Consider the following 15,986-nt stretch of genomic DNA (forward strand, 5'->3'; position numbering starts at 1 on the left):
ATTAGTTTTGAGTGATGTAAACAGAGCTTAGCTGTGAATTAGTCATAGTCACTGAAGCGTAGTCATTGGTTGTTTGAGTAATATCAACCATGTTGTCTGCAGAACCTGCTTGAATCGATACGTCAGCGAATGAATCACGACCATTTTGGTCAACGTAAACAAAGTTACGTTCACTTGCACCAGAGATATCGATATCTGCATAGTTCTCATGAGAACGTTGGTCTACATCGACTAGGTTGTCGTTACTTCCACCTGAAATAGTAACTTCTGCGATGTTGTTGTCACGACGCTGTGCAACAGAAACGAAGTTATCGTTACTAGCATCAGTGATATCAACGTCTATTAGGTTATTTTCAGAGTTTCCTGAAGCACTTTTAACGGTTGTTTGTACAAAGTTGTTATCACTGTCAACTACATCAATATCTACAGTGTTGTTATCTGCATTGTAACCAGTGAAGTAGCTGTACGTAGCGTTACCATTACCAGTCACATCTACATAGACATTGTTGTCGTCAGCACCTTTAAATTGAACGTAAGAGTGGTTGTCATCACCATCTTGGTTGATAGCAACATAGTTGTCGTCCGTTGGGAAAACTCCAGGGATCGCACCATCTACTTCAACAGAGTTACGATTGCCTTCTTGGTCAATGTACACTTCGTTGTTCGAGCTGTATTTGAAATTAACTACAGCGTCGTTACCGTCAGCCCAAGCAATACCAGGAGAGCTCTGATCAATCTCAACATAGTCGTTGGTTGAGTCTTCAAGAGTCGTTGTTGCTGTATTACCTGCGTAAACTGTACCTGATGCTAGAATAGCTGTGATTGCGATTGCTAACTTTTTCATGAATAGATCCTTTATATTGTCCGTTTATTTGTGTTTTATCCTTTACGTCCATTACTGCCTAACGTAAATACCTCGATTCATATTGCTAAATATGACGATGGAGTCTCCACCGTCTTGTTCAATGCCGTAGCTAGAGTTGCCTTTATCAACAACGATGGCCAAATTGTGGTTATTTTCTTGCACGATACTGATATCACTTCCGTAATCTGAATATGAGCAATTAAAACCTTGGCACTGTCTTAAGTAAGCGATGTTATGACTACCATTTTGGCTGATATAGCTATTGTGGTTGTAACCCGCTTGGATAATTTCTGCGTAATTATCTTGTCCTTCAGATTGTTCAATCACAGCAAGGTTCTCTGAACCTGATTGAGAAACGACGGCCGTATTTCCAGTCGTATTTCTTTGTACAACTTTGGCTTTATTAGCCCCTAAACCAGCATTTACCTGAGAGATGTGAACCTCAGAGTCAAAGGTGTTTTCGAGTACGACTTCTGCGTAGTTGCTGTATGAGACAGACTTGTCATACAGCTCTGAATATACAGGAGAGTCATCATAAAACTCACCAAACTCAGTCGCCATATCACTGGAGTAATTTATGTCTGTACCTTCCGCATACGCTGAAGTTGCCACTAATAAAGAAAAGACAACAAAACCTAATGTACGCTGTGTATGATTTTGCACCTTAACCTCCGCAGAGTTGGAGTAATTCCGAACTCGCACTTATTATGATTTCGATGCTGGTAAACTCAATGAACTAATAATTGGAAAATAAATAATTGATTTGTTTATTTAGTGGGGGGTGGATATCAAAAATGACACAATATAGTTTATGCTCTAGTTGCATATTTATAGTCCTTTAGTTTATGTTTTGTTTTTAAGTTATTGTTTTTAAGTTATTGTTTTTATTGTTGTATTTTTGGTTTTTTAACTGATGTTTTCATTTCTTTTAAGTGTGTATTTGATGAGATTTTACGTGTTCCATAAATGAGAATAATTAATTTATTAATTAAGTTCTATTTTAAGTTTGTCGATTATTAGATAAGTTTTGTCATGCTTATTTTATGACAAAATAAATTTAATTGGCTGGAAGCTAATATGGGTCGTTGTAGTGTAAAAGGATGGATTGTTTCTCTTTCTATCTCTGTTGTTATTGGTTATTCAATACCAATATTTGCAGCAATAGAAACAGATGAAAAAATCGAAGAAAAGAAAGACTCACATTTACTTGAAAATGAAGTAGATGGATTACTTATCGATAGGACAATGACTCGATTGGGGGATGATTTTTATTTTTTCTTCACTCAGTTAATGAATGAACGACATGGCTCTTTAAAAGAGAACCTAACGGTCAAAGAACGCCCAACGGCTTTATCAGGAAGTATTATTAGTATCTTTCATCGAGAGAAACTTATATATCGCACGGCTCTATCTCCTGGTAGGCAGCATGCTGAAGATAAAGCAAAGGAAGCGTTAACCGCCGTTACTTCTCACCTTCTAAGATGGAAAACGCAACTGAGTTATCAAGATACATTTGATGTAGCTCAGGATGAGTTTTAAAGGACTAATTATGAAACCAAACAAAGCCCTAAGTGGTATCTTGTGCGTGTGTCTATGGGCTCCGAGCACGTTTGCGACAGAGCTGATCTATACCCCTGTTAATCCGAGTTTTGGCGGTAATGCTTTAAACAGCTCACACTTATTTGGTGTTGCTAATGCGATTAACGATTATCAAGCACCAAAAGATGAATTTGGCTTCGATGAAGAGTCTTCACTTGATCGTTTAGCTAACAGTCTTGAGTCTCGCTTGATTAGCCAACTACTTGCTGATGTCGGTAACGGCAACACTGGTCAATTAGAAACGGACGATTTTTATCTCAATATTGTTGATGACAACGGTTCTTTGATTGTGCAAATCGTCGATAAAGTCTCAGGTGAGTCAACTGAAATTAAAGTTGCTGGCCTAAACCCAGACCAGTAGAGCAGGTTAACTATGAAACTTTTATATACTCTTTTTGTTGTTCTGCTGGTCACTGGTTGCTCGAACTCCATGACGATCCCCGATGCGGACGAAGCCCCAACTTTGATGCCTCGCGGTGCCACATACCAAGATTTAGTTAAACTTCCGGAGCCTAAAGGTCGCATACTCGTCTCAGTGTATGATTTCCGCGATCAAACAGGTCAATATAAGCCACAGCCAAACAGTAACTTCTCGACCGCTGTTCCTCAAGGTGGTACAGCTTTGCTAACCGCGTCGCTACTTGACTCGCGATGGTTCATTCCGTTGGAAAGGGAAGGGCTACAAAACTTATTGACGGAACGTAAGATAATTCGAGCAGCGCAGAAAAAAGGCCAAGCGGCTTCTAACCACGGAGATGATCTATCGGCATTAAGCTCTGCTAATGTGGTTATTGAAGGTGGGATTGTTGCCTATGACTCTAACATCAAGACTGGCGGATTAGGTGCGAGATATTTAGGTATCGGTTCTTCAGGCAAATATCGCACAGATCAAGTCACCGTTAACCTGCGCGCCGTGAATGTCCGTACTGGCCAGATATTATTGAGTGTCACGACCAGCAAAACGATCTTCTCTCATGAGCTGACCGCTGGTGCATTTAGATTCATCGACTATAAAGATTTGTTAGAAGTTGAAATGGGTTATACCAACAACGAACCCGTTAACGTGGCGGTCATGTCTGCGATAGATGCAGCGGTTATCCATTTAATTGTCAAAGGTATTGGTAGAGGTTTATGGAAGCCTGAAAACGAAGCGGATCTACAAGATGAAACGATCCAGAGATACGCTAAGCAAACACATCAAATACTTTAACCAATAACCTGCCTACTGTTCTGCTTCTCAAGGTACATATTACTATCTGCCATGAGGAGCAGTTCATTGACTTTACTTGAGTCTGTTGGAAAAGAAGCGTAACCGATACTGGTCGCAATCGTCACTTCGTTATATCCGCTAACCTGAATAGGCAGTTGCATCTCTTGCTCAATGATAGTTGCCAAGTGTTTTAGCTCATTTTCTGACGTAGCATTGGTTATCAATGCGAATTCATCCCCGCCAATACGATAGCTAGTCGCTGAGGCTTTCTTCAGTCGAGTGCTAAATGCTTGAAGTACTTTATCTCCGGCTTGATGTCCATATTTGTCATTGACCTGCTTAAACCCATTGAGATCGAGCAGAAAGATAGTGAATGGCTGTTCAAGGTGAGTAGCGCTATGCAGATCTTGAAACAGAGCAAGGCGATTTGATATGCCAGTTAAAGAGTCAGTTAAAGATTGTTCTTTATGATATTCGGATTCTTTTTGCAAAATAAACATTACCAGGATAATACATACGACCAGCAAAACAAGAGAAATCAGCTGAGTTTGGTGGAGCTCTCGAGCGTCCTGCATTTGTCTTTCGTATAGAGGGCTCTTGATTCGAAAGTTAGTGTTTATATAACGAATCATCGACATGTATAGTGAGTTAAATTCGCGTCCTAACTTGTCGGCATCCGCTTTTGATTTGAGGTTAAAGACTTGCGAGTCGAGTAGTTTGAATTGATTGAACAGTGTCTGAAAGTACATTCTCGCACCGGGCAGAGTAATAAAGGTGTCTGCCTCACGGCTTGTTAGAAGAAGATCAAATCGCGACCACGTAAGCTCATACTTGAGCTCCATACGATCTCTAAGTTTCGTGGAGTCATGGGCAAAAGGAGCCATTGTATTGAGTTCTGCGAACTCTTTGGTCAACTGAAATAGAAACCAAGTCGCCTGGTTTTGTTGGTCACTGTACGACTGCGCATGATGGCGGGTGGCATTTAAGAAATATAGGTTTGCAGCAACCACTACTACGCTAAGCAAAAGAAGCAGGTTCTTCGCTTTTCTTAATGAAGAGGTGGGCGTTTTATAGTTAGTTTGTTTCCACATCTTGTTTTCTATGTATCATTATCTCATCGATTTGCCATACCATCTGCGAATGGAACACTGCATTATTGGTTTCAGGGTATTTGTCAATATTAAATAGCATCCAATACGGCCCCTTATCTCGCACTCTCATTTTTTGTCCATCGACTTGGTAAGCAATGATTGGCTCGTATTTGTTGATATCGGCGATTGTGGAGCTTGCTGCGTAGTCATTTAAGGCGATAAAAGAAACGGAAAAAGCATCGTCAATCTGAAGTTGATTCAGTAAGTCGGAAACTTTAAAACCAGTGAATTCTTTCTCATCTGAGTACCACGGTAAGCTCGTAGTGAAGCTATTTGGTTCTAATTGAGCAACGATCTCTTCGTGCGTTATGGTAACTGGTGGCTCTTCCCCTACCCGGATGACTAACTGAGCGCCAAAGGCTTGGATACTGATAAGCATTGGCAATAATGCCCAAATCATTTTCATAAGCACTTCCTTGCGACTTATATTTATAAATTTGTTTATAACGTCATTATATGTTCAGATTGTGGCTATTTAAATCCCTTTCTGTATATCTTCTCGCCTTCTGAGGTGTTGGGGTTAAATCGCTGTATGAAACATAGATATAAAAAAGCCCCAAATCTGGGGCTTTTAAAATTAAACAGTTAGAAGATGAGGTGGGCAACGCCTGCGATTACGGGCAGTGTAATGAGCGTTCGCAAGATGAAGATGGCGAATAACTCAAAGATGTTGACCGGAATGCGGCTACCTAACAGTAGCGCGCCGACTTCTGACATATAAATTAGCTGAGTAACTGACATTGCAGCGATGACAAATCGAGTCATCTCGTTATCGATTGAAGCGGCTAAAATGGCAGGAATAAACATATCTGCAAAACCAACCACGATTGTTTCAGATGCGGCGGCTGCTTCAGGGACACCCAGTAGCTCTAAGAAAGGAATAAATGGTTGGCCTAGGATACTAAATACAGATGTGTATTCAGCAATGATCAGCGCAATCGTACCTAATCCCATCACAACAGGTAAAACGCCAAACACCATATCTACTGCGTTTCGGACACCTTCTCCGAATACACCTTTTACAGACTTAACTTGAGCTGACTTTTTAAGTGCAAGCTCTAGCCCCCATGAGAACGTCGTATGTCCTTCTGGGATCGCGTCAGCGTCTTTATGTGGCTTACTACCATCAATAAATTCATTTTTCTTACGGCTTAAAGGTGGCAAACGAGGGATGATGATAGCGGCAACTAGACCGGCTAAACAAATTGCACCGTAGAAGGGTAGGAATAAGTGTTCAAGTTCAACCTGAGCAATAACAACAAGGCTAAATGTGATTGATACAGCAGAGAAAGTGGTACCAACAACTGCAGCTTCACGCTGAGTGTAGAATTTGTTCTCGTATTGCTTGCTTGTTAGAAGAATACCGACAGAGCCGTCACCTAACCAAGATGCCATACAATCGATAGCACTGCGTCCAGGCAGGTTAAACACTGGTCGCATAATCTTGCTAAGAAGCGTACCAAACAGCTCAAGCAGACCGAAGTTAAGTAGAAGAGGGAGTAACAGACCTGCAAAAATGAATACAGAAAACAGAGTCGGCAGTAAACCTTCTAGTACTAGACCACCTGTATTTTCTTCCCATACGGCTTCTGGGCCGACTTGGAAAAACGTCATCGCAACTGCTAAGCCACCGATCACACGAACCAATAACCACAACGGACTTGGATTAAACAAGCCGTTTAGGAACTCGCTGTTGGCGATAAATGCGGGTGTTTTTATGCGACATAGAACAGACGCTACTGCCATAAACGCGATGATACTTGTCACAATAGTGACGAGGTTTTCACCAAAAATCGCTTGAATTGATTTCGCTAGGACAGCGACAGGAATTGTAATATCCCCTTCATAACTGACTGGAGCCATAAATAGGAATAGGCCAATCAATGAAGGAATAAAGAATATCCAAAAGTTACCTTTACTTTCCGTCTGTTCTGGTGCTTGAGCGTTGTTTTGCATATGTTTCTCGAGGTACAACTAGTCAAATATTAACAGCCAATCCGAATGGCATATATATTCACTAAACGTCCATATTTATCAGAATGGCCGCAAGAGTAATGGCTTTTTGCTGTTCTTGCAATACTATTCAATAAATAGGGCTAACTATTCATGATAAAAAGTCGTCCATTAATAGATGTTTAGATAAATGTTTTGTTAATGTTAATTTGTTTGCTTGTTTGTATCAAGAATTGATGCGGATTATTTGTGAATCTGCCGTGTTGAGATAAAGCCCCAATAGGTGACTGCAAGTAGAGCAGATAGCATCACTGGGCCGAGCAAGGCAGCAATTTGATAGTGAGAATACAGTTTTGCACCTATGATGCCGCCGGATAAAAAACCAACGAATATAAACAGAAACAGTTTGGCTTTCCGGTAATCAAACTTTTCTCCGCGCAGTTTCGCACCGATCATCAGCCCAAGATCGGTGATGATGCCTGTCATGTGTGTGGTACGAACAACCGCTCCACTAAAGGTGGTCAGCATCGCATTTTGTAAGCCACATGCGGCAGAAGCAAGGTACTGTCCTGATTGGAAGTCGTTTTTTAGTAGCCAGTAAGCCAGCAACAACAACAGACTCTCAATACATAGTGCAACCCCATAACGGCGGCCTAACTTTAATGCAGTGCTTTCAATAAACACGCCGCTTAATGTTGCGCCGAGTAAGAAGCTCATCAAAATGAAAAACAGATGGCCTGTTTGCTGGTTGAAGGCTTCAAGTGAGGTACCAAGCAGTGTTACGGTTCCTGATATGTGTGACACTGCTTGATGAGAAAACCCGAGTAAGCCTACTGCATTAACGGTTCCGGCAAGTAAGGCAAGTAGAAAAGCTCCTGATTCTACCCAACGTGGAAGTTTGGAAATCAAAATACGCTCCTTAGAATTAGAGCGAAATTATAGTGCTACTGATTGAGGAGCGGTAGGCAAAGTTTGAGTTAATTGTTGATCCCTGACAATTAAAGGTAATGTTCCATCTGGCAATCAAATTTAACCCAGCCCGTTTTTCTTTCTTCATAGATAGAAAAGCTTGGAGTGGGTAAGTCTTGCTCATTAAAAACTCCGACAGGAATAACAATATAATCAGTGGCCGCATGGAGTTTAAGTAACATAGTGGTGCTGCACCGTGGACAGAATGAGTATGTCACCTCACTTCCTGAATCACTAAGACGGGTGTATTCAACCATGTCACCACTAAATGAAACCTGTTCTTTATGAAAGCGTGCTTGCACACCGAACACGCTTCCGGTGCGTTTTTGACATTCGAAACAGTGGCAAATTGCAGTACGCGTTGGTTCTCCTCGACAGACGAGGCTCACTTGACCGCAGCTACAGTCGGCTATTCGGATTTTATGTGATTGCTCCATTTTGTCTCCTTTCAATTGCCTGTTACCATGACGCTTCAATTATCTTGAAACTTAATGAATTATTCCTCGCCTCATGAAGAAACGTCTTTTACCTATACCTCTTATTCTTTTGATTCCTATCGTATTACTAATCATAGTCGCTGTGGCAGGAATTTATCGTTTTAGCTTGTCTGATGAAGAGATATTGGCCAAGTTTCCAAGCCAAGTCTCTAGCCAAGATGCCATTATGCAGTCTGTATTTGGTATTCGAACGCCAAACCCATGGACGGTGAAAATCCCAGACAGTAGTGCATTTACATTTATAGACGATGTGGTGCAAGGAAACCTATTAAAAGGGAGTTACGAAGATGGCGCCGAACGTGGCGTGGTAACGATTGATAGTCAGCAGATAGTGAGCTTGGACAGCAATACTCATATTTCTGTTTTAGCGTTGAGCAATCAAGGCAGCGGTCAATTCTACTATTTAATGCTTTCGCAATATGACGAGTTTCGCAACCGATTGATTACCCAAGACTCTGTGCTGCTCGGTGATCGTATTGATGTCCTGAGCTTAGAAGAGGGAGAGAAACAAAGTGTCGTGATTACTTTCCTTGAACATGAGAAGAGCCAAGCAATGGCAGAGACTCCTTCGAAGCAGGTGAAGCGCGCATTTATCGTGTCAGATAAAGGGGAGTTAATCAGTCAATAAAAGCTGTTGTTTGATTCGACATTGAGAATGTGCGACATATTGCTTATGATTTGTACTGTTAAGTAGTGAGATGGAATCATTTGTCGTTAAGGGAGTAAACATGATCAATAAACGTTTTTTTAAAACAAAAGACGAAGTGGAAGTGACATTCGAGGTGGCGGAAAGCGAAGTCGATCAATCGATAGCTATCGTAGCGGACTTTTTGGATTGGAAACCGACTGCGATGAAAAAGGTCGCAAAGTCGAAGTCTTATAAGTTTCGTGTCCGGTTACCAAAAGATAGTCAGTTTGAGTTCCGTTATCTGGTTGATAATGAGAAGTGGATTAACGACGTCAATGCGGATCACTACCAACCAAATGGTTTCGGTGAAGACAACAGTTTGGTCTCTACTTATCAGTAGTCGATATGTAATCGAATGAAATTGTTAAATTTTGCGAATAAAAGGGCGTTTTACACGCCCTTTTTCTGTGAAAATTCACAATCCAAAGGTGACAATCAATAGACAAATTTGTACCCTTAAGCCCTCTGTTTATTTCTATCTATAGGTCACACTGTGCAATCTAGAAGTTTGAAGTCCCGCTTCCAAGCGCTATCTATGCCGAAAAGGATGATGGCGTTGACTGTTCCAGTTATTGCGGCGATTGCAGTTTCAACAACTTCGGACCATAGCGGCACCCAGCGAACTATCGAGTTATCACTTCCAGAATCGAAGATTGTGAACAACATCTTGATGGAACAAGACTTGATCGAAGATCGCCCAAATTATGAGTATGTCATCCAGGCCGGTGACAACCTAAGCAGCATTTTTGAACAGCTTGGTTTTGGTTACAGCGAGCTAATGAAGATCATGGAAACGGATCTTAACTTCCTCGCACTTGATACACTTAAGCCTGGCAACAAGCTACGTTTTTGGCGCGATGAGGAAACTGGTGCACTAAACAAGATGGAACTTGAGTTTACCCTTGTTGAGAGAGCGGTATATAGCCGTTTAGATGATGGGAGCTATGAGTTTAAGGATATTAAAATTCCTGGTGTGTGGAAGTCCTTCCCACTGGTAGGCGAGATTAACGGCAGTTTCTCAACGTCCGTTAATGCACTAGGTCTAGGAAAAAGTGAGATCGAACAAGTGGTCGCCTTGTTGAAAGACAAAGTGAACTTTGCTCGCGATCTTCGTGCTGGAGATCGCTTTGAGGTCGTTCAATCGCGTCAGTTTGTTGATGACAAACTAACGGGTAACCGTGAAATCCAAGCGGTTAAGATTTTCAACCAAGGTCGAGAGTTTTCTGCTTATCTTCACTCAGATGGTCAATACTATGACCAAAATGGTGACAGTCTCCAGCGTGCGTTCCAGCGTAGACCCGTAAATGGGGGCTATCGCTTGAGCTCTAACTTTAACCCATACCGTAAGCATCCAGTGACTGGAAGAGTTTCTCCTCACAACGGAACGGACTGGGCCGTACCAACGGGTACACCTATTGTTTCAACAGGTGATGGTGTCGTGGTGATGACTCGTAAACACCCTTATGCGGGTAATTACGTGGTTGTTCAGCATGGCAGCCGCTACAAAACGCGTTACTTACACCTAAGTAAGATTCTGGTTCGTAAAGGTCAGAAAGTCTCTCGTGGTCAGAGAATTGGTTTATCTGGCGCGACAGGGCGTGTTACTGGGCCTCATATTCACTATGAATTGATTGACCGCGGTCGACCAGTGAACGCAATGAAGGCGAATATTCCAATGGCGAATTCAGTGCCTAAGAGTCAAATGGCAGCATTTGAAGCTCGTCGTCACGAGATGGATACCATGCTAAGACAAAAAGAGTTAGAACTCGCTAAGTCTTCAAGTAGCAATACAGCAAGTTAGTAAAAAGCTCCTTCGGGAGCTTTTTTATTACGTGATGAACATAAAAGTTGCACTACATAGTTGTAAAGAATGTTACAAATTTTAGTGATCGTGTAGATAAAAAACACAATGCATAACCAATAATTTTCACAAATTGATTTCCCTCAATTTTGTAAGGTTTTTATGTGCTACTTTGCGGCGCAAATAACAATGATTCCTTCAATCAATTAAAACAAAACCCTACAAAAGGAAATCACAATGAAAAAAACACTCTTAAGCCTGACTGTGTTAGCTACTCTTGCCTCTGCAAACGCTTTTGCTCATAAAGAGGGCGACTTTATTGTACGTGGTGGGCTAGCAGCTGTAGTGCCAAATGATAGCAGTGGTGACGTGCTTAATAACCCGGGCAGTAAATTCTCAGTAGATTCAAACATTCAACTTGGTCTTACTGTTGGCTACATGTTTACTGACAATATCAGTTTTGAAGTGCTAGCCGCAACGCCGTTTTCTCACAAAATTTCAACTAACCACGGTGGGTTAGGTGAAATTGCAGAAACTAAGCATCTACCACCAACCTTTATGATTCAATACTACTTCGGTGAAGCAGAAAGTGACCTTCGCCCTTACGTAGGTGCTGGTATCAACTACACAGTTTTCTTTGATGAAGAATTAAATAGCACAGGGACAGGGGCTGGTTTAAGTAATCTGTCACTTGATGATTCATGGGGTCTAGCGGCTAATGCAGGTGTGGATTATATGCTTAATGATGATTGGTTCCTCAATGCGTCAGTTTGGTATGCAGATATTGAAACCACTGCAAAATACACTGCTGGTGCGCAAGAGTTTTCGACTGATGTAACCATTGACCCATGGGTATTTATGATTGGCGGCGGTTACAAGTTCTAATCATACAGCGAATTAAAAAAGGCTTCCTACTGGAAGCCTTTTTACTGTTATCAATTCAAGGTGTTATTGACTTACTTTGCCCAGCTTGAGCCAAGTGTCGATAACCGTATCAGGGTTTAGTGATACAGAGCTGATACCTTGATCCATTAGCCACTCGGCAAGATCATCATGATCGGATGGGCCTTGGCCACAAATACCGACATATTTACCCGCTTTCGTTGCTGCATCAATAGCCATCTTCAACATTGCTTTCACGGCAGGGTTACGCTCATCAAACAAGTGAGCCACGTCGCCAGAGTCGCGGTCTAGGCCAAGCGTTAGCTGAGTCATGTCGTTCGAACCGATTGAGAATCCGTCAAAGTACTTCAAGAACTCTTCGGCTAGCACTGCGTTGGAAGGCAGTTCGCACATCATGATGACTTTTAGGCCCTGATCGCCACGTCGCAGGTCAAATTTAGCCAGTAAGTCGATAACCGATGCAGCTTCGCTTGGCGTACGAACAAACGGGATCATAATCTCAACGTTCTTAAGGCCCATTTCATTGCGAACACGTTTAATCGCTTGTGTTTCTAGCTCAAAACAGTCTTCAAATACCGGAGAAATGTAACGAGAAGCACCACGGAAACCAAGCATTGGGTTTTCTTCGTGCGGTTCAAAGCCTTTGCCGCCGACAAGGTTGCTGTACTCGTTCGATTTAAAATCCGACATACGCACAATCACGCGCTTAGGCCAGAAAGCAGAAGCGATCGTTGCAATACCTTCCGTTAGCTTACTTACATAGAAATCAATTGGATCTTTGTAGCCACGGATGCGCTGATTGATCTCAGTTTTTAGCTCATCACTTTGTTCATCGAAGTTAAGCAAGGCTTTAGGGTGGATACCGATCATCTTGTTGATGATGAACTCTAGTCGAGCTAGGCCAACCCCTTCGTTAGGGATTTGAGCAAAGTCGAATGCACGATCTGGGTTACCCACATTCATCATTACTTTGGTCGGCAGCATTGGCAATTCGTCAACCGCAGAACGTTTGATTTCGAACTCTAGCTCACCTTGGTAAACATAACCTGTTTCGCCTTCAGCACAAGAGACAGTTACCGTTGAACCATCAGTCAGGTCGCTGGTTGCGTTACCACAGCCAACAATCGCCGGAATACCTAGTTCACGAGCAATGATAGCTGCGTGACAAGTACGGCCGCCGCGGTTTGTAACAATCGCAGAGGCTTTCTTCATTACCGGTTCCCAATCAGGGTCGGTCATGTCTGTTACTAGAACGTCACCTTCTTGAACCAGAGACATTTGGTCAAGAGAGTCAACCAAACGAACAGGGCCAGAGCCAATGCGCTGACCGATCGCTCGACCTTCGATAAGTACATCAGCTTTATTATTGAGCTCATAACGCTCAATCACATTTTGCTCGCTCTGAGAACAAACCGTTTCTGGACGCGCCTGAACAATGTATAGCTTGCCATCAATGCCATCTTTTGCCCACTCAATGTCCATAGGACGTTGGTAGTGTTTCTCGATGATCATCGCTTGTTTTGCTAACTCTTTGATTTCTTCATCGTTGAGAGAGAATTCGTTTTGCTCTTGTGAAGAGGTATCGATGATATCAACTTGCTTACCAATCTCTTGGTTGGTTGAGTAGATCATCTTAATAAGCTTAGAGCCGAAGGTTTTCTTCACGATAGGGTATTGGCCCGCTTCAAGCATTGGCTTGTGTACATAGAACTCATCAGGGTTAACGGCGCCTTGTACAACCATCTCTCCTAAGCCCCAAGATGAGGTAATGAAGACCACTTGATCAAAGCCAGACTCAGTGTCGAGAGTGAACATAACCCCTGACGATGCTTTGTCTGAGCGAACCATGCGTTGGATGCCCGCTGACAGGGAAATGCCACGATGGTCGAAACCTTGGTGAACGCGGTATGAAATTGCGCGGTCGTTAAACAATGAGGCGTAAACGTGCTTGGTTGCTTCTAAGACAGCATCAATCCCTTTCACATTAAGGAAGGTTTCTTGCTGACCTGCGAACGAAGCATCGGGTAGATCTTCGGCAGTGGCTGATGAACGAACCGCTACTGACAGTTCATCGTTGCCACCAATCAGTTCTTGGTAGTTGTTGCGAATATCCTGCTCAAGGTCGGCAGGGAATGGGGCTTCTAAAACCCATTGACGAATAGTTGCGCCTGTCTTACGCAGAGCGTCAACGTCGTCAACATCTAGCTCATCAAGAAGTTGATGAATACGATCATCAAGGCCTTCAAAATCTAGAAATTGGTTGAACGCATGGGAGGTTGTCGCGAAACCATTAGGTACCGATACGCCAGCATTGGACAGGTTAGAAACCATTTCGCCCAAAGAAGCGTTTTTACCGCCGACTTTGTCGACATCTTCCATGGATAAACCATCGAACCAGAGGGTGTTCTTTTGCATGTCTTTCTCCAGAACATTGCAGCTTTGTAGGGATAAGGCAAACGATTACGTAAAAACTCAAAAAAATTCGCAATGAATTTTTAAAGCTGTGGGGGCCGTAACAGCAAGCCGGGTTTTATTATCGATATTATGGCTACTATCCTACTCAAAAGAATTTTAAAGTTTAAAATAAAATGCAAATTGATATTCAAAGTCGTGATGTATTCTATGTTTCTGATGGAACGGCGATAACATGTGAGACATTAGGGCATGTTGTTCTGGGTCAATTCCCCTTCAAAGCTTATGAAAAAACCTTTCCGTTTGTTGAAAGTGAGGACAAATTAACTGACTTACTTAAAGAAATTGAAACTTCATACCAAAAGAATGGGATTAAACCATTGGTTTTCTTTTCCATCGTGATTCCAGAGTTTCGTCAACGCTTGCTCGATTCCAATTCGTACGGCTACGACGTACTAGAGAGTATTGTGCAGAAGGTCCAAGATGATATTCAGATGCAACCTAAGCCAAAACTGCAACGCTCACGCAGTGTCGGTCGCGACTCAGACAAATACTTTGACCGTATCGCGGCGATTGAATACACGCTAGCGCACGATGATGGTATTACGCTAAAGGGACTGGAAGAGGCCGATATCATCTTACTCGGCGTATCACGCAGTGGAAAAACGCCAACCAGTCTTTATATGGCGATGCAGTTTGGCTTACGTGTGGTGAATTATCCTTTCATTGATGATGATCTTGCACGCATGAAGCTGTTGCCTGAGTTTGAAATTCACCGCCACAAATTGTTCGGTTTGACCATTAATCCAGAACGATTGACCGAAATTCGAGAAAACCGCCTCGCGGGAAGTGACTACGCCAGCAATGAGCAGTGTCTGCATGAACTGCAAACGGTCGAAGCTCTGTTTCGCCGAGAAGCGATCCCTTATATCAATACTTCTTCACTGTCGGTAGAAGAAATATCGACACGCGTTCTTGAACGCACAGGACTTCGTCGCCGACTTTTATAGAGCCTTCTCTCAGCAGCGATTTATTGTCTCTTTTGAATCGCTGCATGAGGTGCGCAGAATTCCAAAGTTTGGGCTGAATCTTCAAGGGCAGAGTTGTTGTCTGCATTCGATGTATAGAAAAGAGAACAGCGATTATAGTTAATCGGAGTGAGAGTTGTTTTGCACTGAACGTAAGTACGAGTCCAGAATCGATTTTAGCTTATTTCGTCCGGGAAATTCTCTTGATATCAGCATGTAGAATTTGTGTGATGGCATATCAGGTATCGCTTGGGCTACTAGATCACCAGAAATATAGTCAATGCCCCAAACCGTTTTAATACCGTCAATGATTTCAATCCAATTAAGGTAAACCTCACAGTTTCCTTGCTCAAGCTTGGTCAACACATCCTTTACAGAATTGCCAGCACGGATAATTTCGCCAAGCCCAAAATCGGCGTAATTGTAGCCATGATTACCACATAATTTATAGTCCGATAGTTCCTTTATGTTGGTAATGGTGAGCCCTTGAGGAAAGCGATGAGTTGAATAAATGTAATAAGGGGTAATGCTGTAGTACCACTCGGTATAGATATAGTCGTTATCTCTGTTACGGTTGTATGAGGCGCTGACTGCCAAATCAAATTCTCCACTTTTAGTTCCTTTCAAACAGCGTGACCATGAGGTCATCGTGATTTCATAGCTGACACCTTGCTTCATCAAGGCTTCGTTGAGGACATCAATATCAAACCCGTATGCTTCCTCATCTTTAACATAAGTGTAAGGTGGCCAATCAATGGCGTCCCCACACACGCGGACATGAGTGAAATTCGTGTTGTTAGCGTGGACTGTGAAGCTCACGAGTGTGATAACGCAGACCACGGTGATGTCAGTAAACCGAAGCATTAGAAAGTGTTCCTCAAGCGCAATAACTTGAGTATAGATAAGGTTT

At 42.5% G+C, this 15,986-nt stretch carries 17 protein-coding genes; 8 read left to right on the forward strand and 9 right to left on the reverse strand.

What is annotated here, in order from left to right; all coding sequences use genetic code 11:
* Position 1: 1 nt before the first annotated feature.
* Together ELS82_RS02615 and ELS82_RS02620 are read right to left on the reverse strand one after the other, a co-directional pair.
* Entirely contained in the window at positions 2-844 is an 843-nt protein-coding gene (locus tag ELS82_RS02615; RefSeq protein WP_134834102.1) for a hypothetical protein, read from the reverse strand.
* Positions 845-895: 51 nt separating this feature from the next.
* A complete protein-coding gene (locus ELS82_RS02620; RefSeq protein ID WP_134834103.1) occupies positions 896-1,528 on the reverse strand; it encodes a curlin subunit CsgB in 633 nt (210 codons plus the stop codon).
* 414 nt (positions 1,529-1,942) lie between these two features.
* Between ELS82_RS02620 and ELS82_RS02625 the strand changes: the two genes are divergently transcribed.
* The 3 genes from ELS82_RS02625 to ELS82_RS02635 are packed head-to-tail and all read left to right on the forward strand — an operon-like array spanning position 1,943 to position 3,674.
* Complete coding sequence (locus ELS82_RS02625) at positions 1,943-2,404, forward strand: curli production assembly/transport protein CsgE (protein WP_134834104.1); 462 nt, start codon at positions 1,943-1,945, stop codon at positions 2,402-2,404.
* A 10-nt stretch (positions 2,405-2,414) separates the two neighbouring features.
* Positions 2,415-2,825 (forward strand): curli assembly protein CsgF, encoded by a 411-nt coding sequence (locus ELS82_RS02630; RefSeq protein ID WP_134834105.1) that lies wholly within the window; start codon positions 2,415-2,417, stop codon positions 2,823-2,825.
* A 12-nt stretch (positions 2,826-2,837) separates the two neighbouring features.
* Positions 2,838-3,674, forward strand: a complete 837-nt coding sequence (locus ELS82_RS02635) for a CsgG/HfaB family protein (protein ID WP_134834106.1) — start codon at positions 2,838-2,840, stop codon at positions 3,672-3,674.
* On the opposite strand, the gene ELS82_RS02640 is transcribed toward ELS82_RS02635, so the two are convergent.
* From ELS82_RS02640 to ELS82_RS02660, 5 genes are all read right to left on the reverse strand, one after another.
* Positions 3,671-4,765: a GGDEF domain-containing protein gene (locus ELS82_RS02640; protein ID WP_134834107.1), complete on the reverse strand. Its 1,095-nt coding sequence runs from the start codon at positions 4,763-4,765 to the stop codon at positions 3,671-3,673. The two genes, ELS82_RS02635 and ELS82_RS02640, sit on opposite strands and share 4 nt — an antisense overlap.
* The gene (locus ELS82_RS02645) at positions 4,749-5,231 is read right to left on the reverse strand and encodes a putative pterin-binding protein (protein ID WP_134834108.1); all 483 of its coding nucleotides are present in this window, start codon (positions 5,229-5,231) and stop codon (positions 4,749-4,751) included. Before ELS82_RS02645 ends, ELS82_RS02640 begins: the two co-directional genes overlap by 17 nt.
* A gap of 179 nt (positions 5,232-5,410) precedes the next feature.
* Positions 5,411-6,781 (reverse strand): YjiH family protein, encoded by a 1,371-nt coding sequence (locus tag ELS82_RS02650; RefSeq protein ID WP_134834109.1) that lies wholly within the window; start codon positions 6,779-6,781, stop codon positions 5,411-5,413.
* A 240-nt stretch (positions 6,782-7,021) separates the two neighbouring features.
* A complete protein-coding gene (locus tag ELS82_RS02655; RefSeq protein WP_134834110.1) occupies positions 7,022-7,687 on the reverse strand; it encodes a YoaK family protein in 666 nt (221 codons plus the stop codon).
* Between the two features lie 89 nt (positions 7,688-7,776).
* A complete protein-coding gene (locus ELS82_RS02660; RefSeq protein ID WP_134834111.1) occupies positions 7,777-8,184 on the reverse strand; it encodes a GFA family protein in 408 nt (135 codons plus the stop codon).
* A 73-nt stretch (positions 8,185-8,257) separates the two neighbouring features.
* On the opposite strand from ELS82_RS02660, the gene ELS82_RS02665 reads away from it, so the two are divergent.
* From ELS82_RS02665 to ompW, 4 genes are all read left to right on the forward strand, one after another.
* Positions 8,258-8,872: a hypothetical protein gene (locus ELS82_RS02665; protein WP_134834112.1), complete on the forward strand. Its 615-nt coding sequence runs from the start codon at positions 8,258-8,260 to the stop codon at positions 8,870-8,872.
* A 100-nt stretch (positions 8,873-8,972) separates the two neighbouring features.
* On the forward strand, positions 8,973-9,272 hold the full coding sequence (locus tag ELS82_RS02670; protein WP_134834113.1) for an isoamylase early set domain-containing protein: 300 nt from the start codon (positions 8,973-8,975) through the stop codon (positions 9,270-9,272).
* A gap of 168 nt (positions 9,273-9,440) precedes the next feature.
* Entirely contained in the window at positions 9,441-10,733 is a 1,293-nt protein-coding gene (shyA, locus tag ELS82_RS02675; RefSeq protein WP_502266702.1) for a peptidoglycan DD-endopeptidase ShyA, read from the forward strand.
* Positions 10,734-10,970: 237 nt separating this feature from the next.
* A complete protein-coding gene (ompW, locus tag ELS82_RS02680) occupies positions 10,971-11,618 on the forward strand; it encodes an outer membrane protein OmpW (RefSeq protein ID WP_134834114.1) in 648 nt (215 codons plus the stop codon).
* Between the two features lie 63 nt (positions 11,619-11,681).
* Here the strand turns inward: ompW and ppsA are convergent, their stop codons facing one another.
* Complete coding sequence (gene ppsA, locus ELS82_RS02685) at positions 11,682-14,051, reverse strand: phosphoenolpyruvate synthase (protein WP_134834115.1); 2,370 nt, start codon at positions 14,049-14,051, stop codon at positions 11,682-11,684.
* A gap of 173 nt (positions 14,052-14,224) precedes the next feature.
* Between ppsA and ppsR the strand changes: the two genes are divergently transcribed.
* Positions 14,225-15,058 carry a posphoenolpyruvate synthetase regulatory kinase/phosphorylase PpsR gene (ppsR, locus tag ELS82_RS02690; RefSeq protein WP_134834116.1) on the forward strand — a complete coding sequence of 278 codons (834 nt, stop codon included), beginning with the start codon at positions 14,225-14,227 and terminating at the stop codon, positions 15,056-15,058.
* A 138-nt stretch (positions 15,059-15,196) separates the two neighbouring features.
* Here ppsR and ELS82_RS02695 read toward each other — a convergent pair whose 3' ends face one another.
* Complete coding sequence (locus ELS82_RS02695; protein ID WP_134834117.1) at positions 15,197-15,940, reverse strand: substrate-binding periplasmic protein; 744 nt, start codon at positions 15,938-15,940, stop codon at positions 15,197-15,199.
* Positions 15,941-15,986 lie beyond the last annotated feature (46 nt).

The organism is Vibrio ouci, from assembly GCF_004551525.1.
Lineage (GTDB): Bacteria > Pseudomonadota > Gammaproteobacteria > Enterobacterales > Vibrionaceae > Vibrio > Vibrio ouci.

Bases quoted from the DNA above. Each gene is read 5' to 3' on its own strand.
- ELS82_RS02665 (WP_134834112.1), top strand. From the start codon at position 8,258: ATGAAGAAACGTCTTTTACCTATACCTCTTATTCTTTTGATTCCTATC.
- ELS82_RS02640 (WP_134834107.1), bottom strand. From the start codon at position 4,765: ATGTGGAAACAAACTAACTATAAAACGCCCACCTCTTCATTAAGAAAA.
- ELS82_RS02625 (WP_134834104.1), top strand. From the start codon at position 1,943: ATGGGTCGTTGTAGTGTAAAAGGATGGATTGTTTCTCTTTCTATCTCT.
- ELS82_RS02670 (WP_134834113.1), top strand. From the start codon at position 8,973: ATGATCAATAAACGTTTTTTTAAAACAAAAGACGAAGTGGAAGTGACA.
- ppsR (WP_134834116.1), top strand. From the start codon at position 14,225: ATGCAAATTGATATTCAAAGTCGTGATGTATTCTATGTTTCTGATGGA.
- ELS82_RS02660 (WP_134834111.1), bottom strand. From the start codon at position 8,184: ATGGAGCAATCACATAAAATCCGAATAGCCGACTGTAGCTGCGGTCAA.
- ELS82_RS02645 (WP_134834108.1), bottom strand. From the start codon at position 5,231: ATGAAAATGATTTGGGCATTATTGCCAATGCTTATCAGTATCCAAGCC.
- ELS82_RS02630 (WP_134834105.1), top strand. From the start codon at position 2,415: ATGAAACCAAACAAAGCCCTAAGTGGTATCTTGTGCGTGTGTCTATGG.
- ompW (WP_134834114.1), top strand. From the start codon at position 10,971: ATGAAAAAAACACTCTTAAGCCTGACTGTGTTAGCTACTCTTGCCTCT.
- ELS82_RS02635 (WP_134834106.1), top strand. From the start codon at position 2,838: ATGAAACTTTTATATACTCTTTTTGTTGTTCTGCTGGTCACTGGTTGC.
- ppsA (WP_134834115.1), bottom strand. From the start codon at position 14,051: ATGCAAAAGAACACCCTCTGGTTCGATGGTTTATCCATGGAAGATGTC.
- ELS82_RS02695 (WP_134834117.1), bottom strand. From the start codon at position 15,940: ATGCTTCGGTTTACTGACATCACCGTGGTCTGCGTTATCACACTCGTG.
- ELS82_RS02650 (WP_134834109.1), bottom strand. From the start codon at position 6,781: ATGCAAAACAACGCTCAAGCACCAGAACAGACGGAAAGTAAAGGTAAC.
- ELS82_RS02615 (WP_134834102.1), bottom strand. From the start codon at position 844: ATGAAAAAGTTAGCAATCGCAATCACAGCTATTCTAGCATCAGGTACA.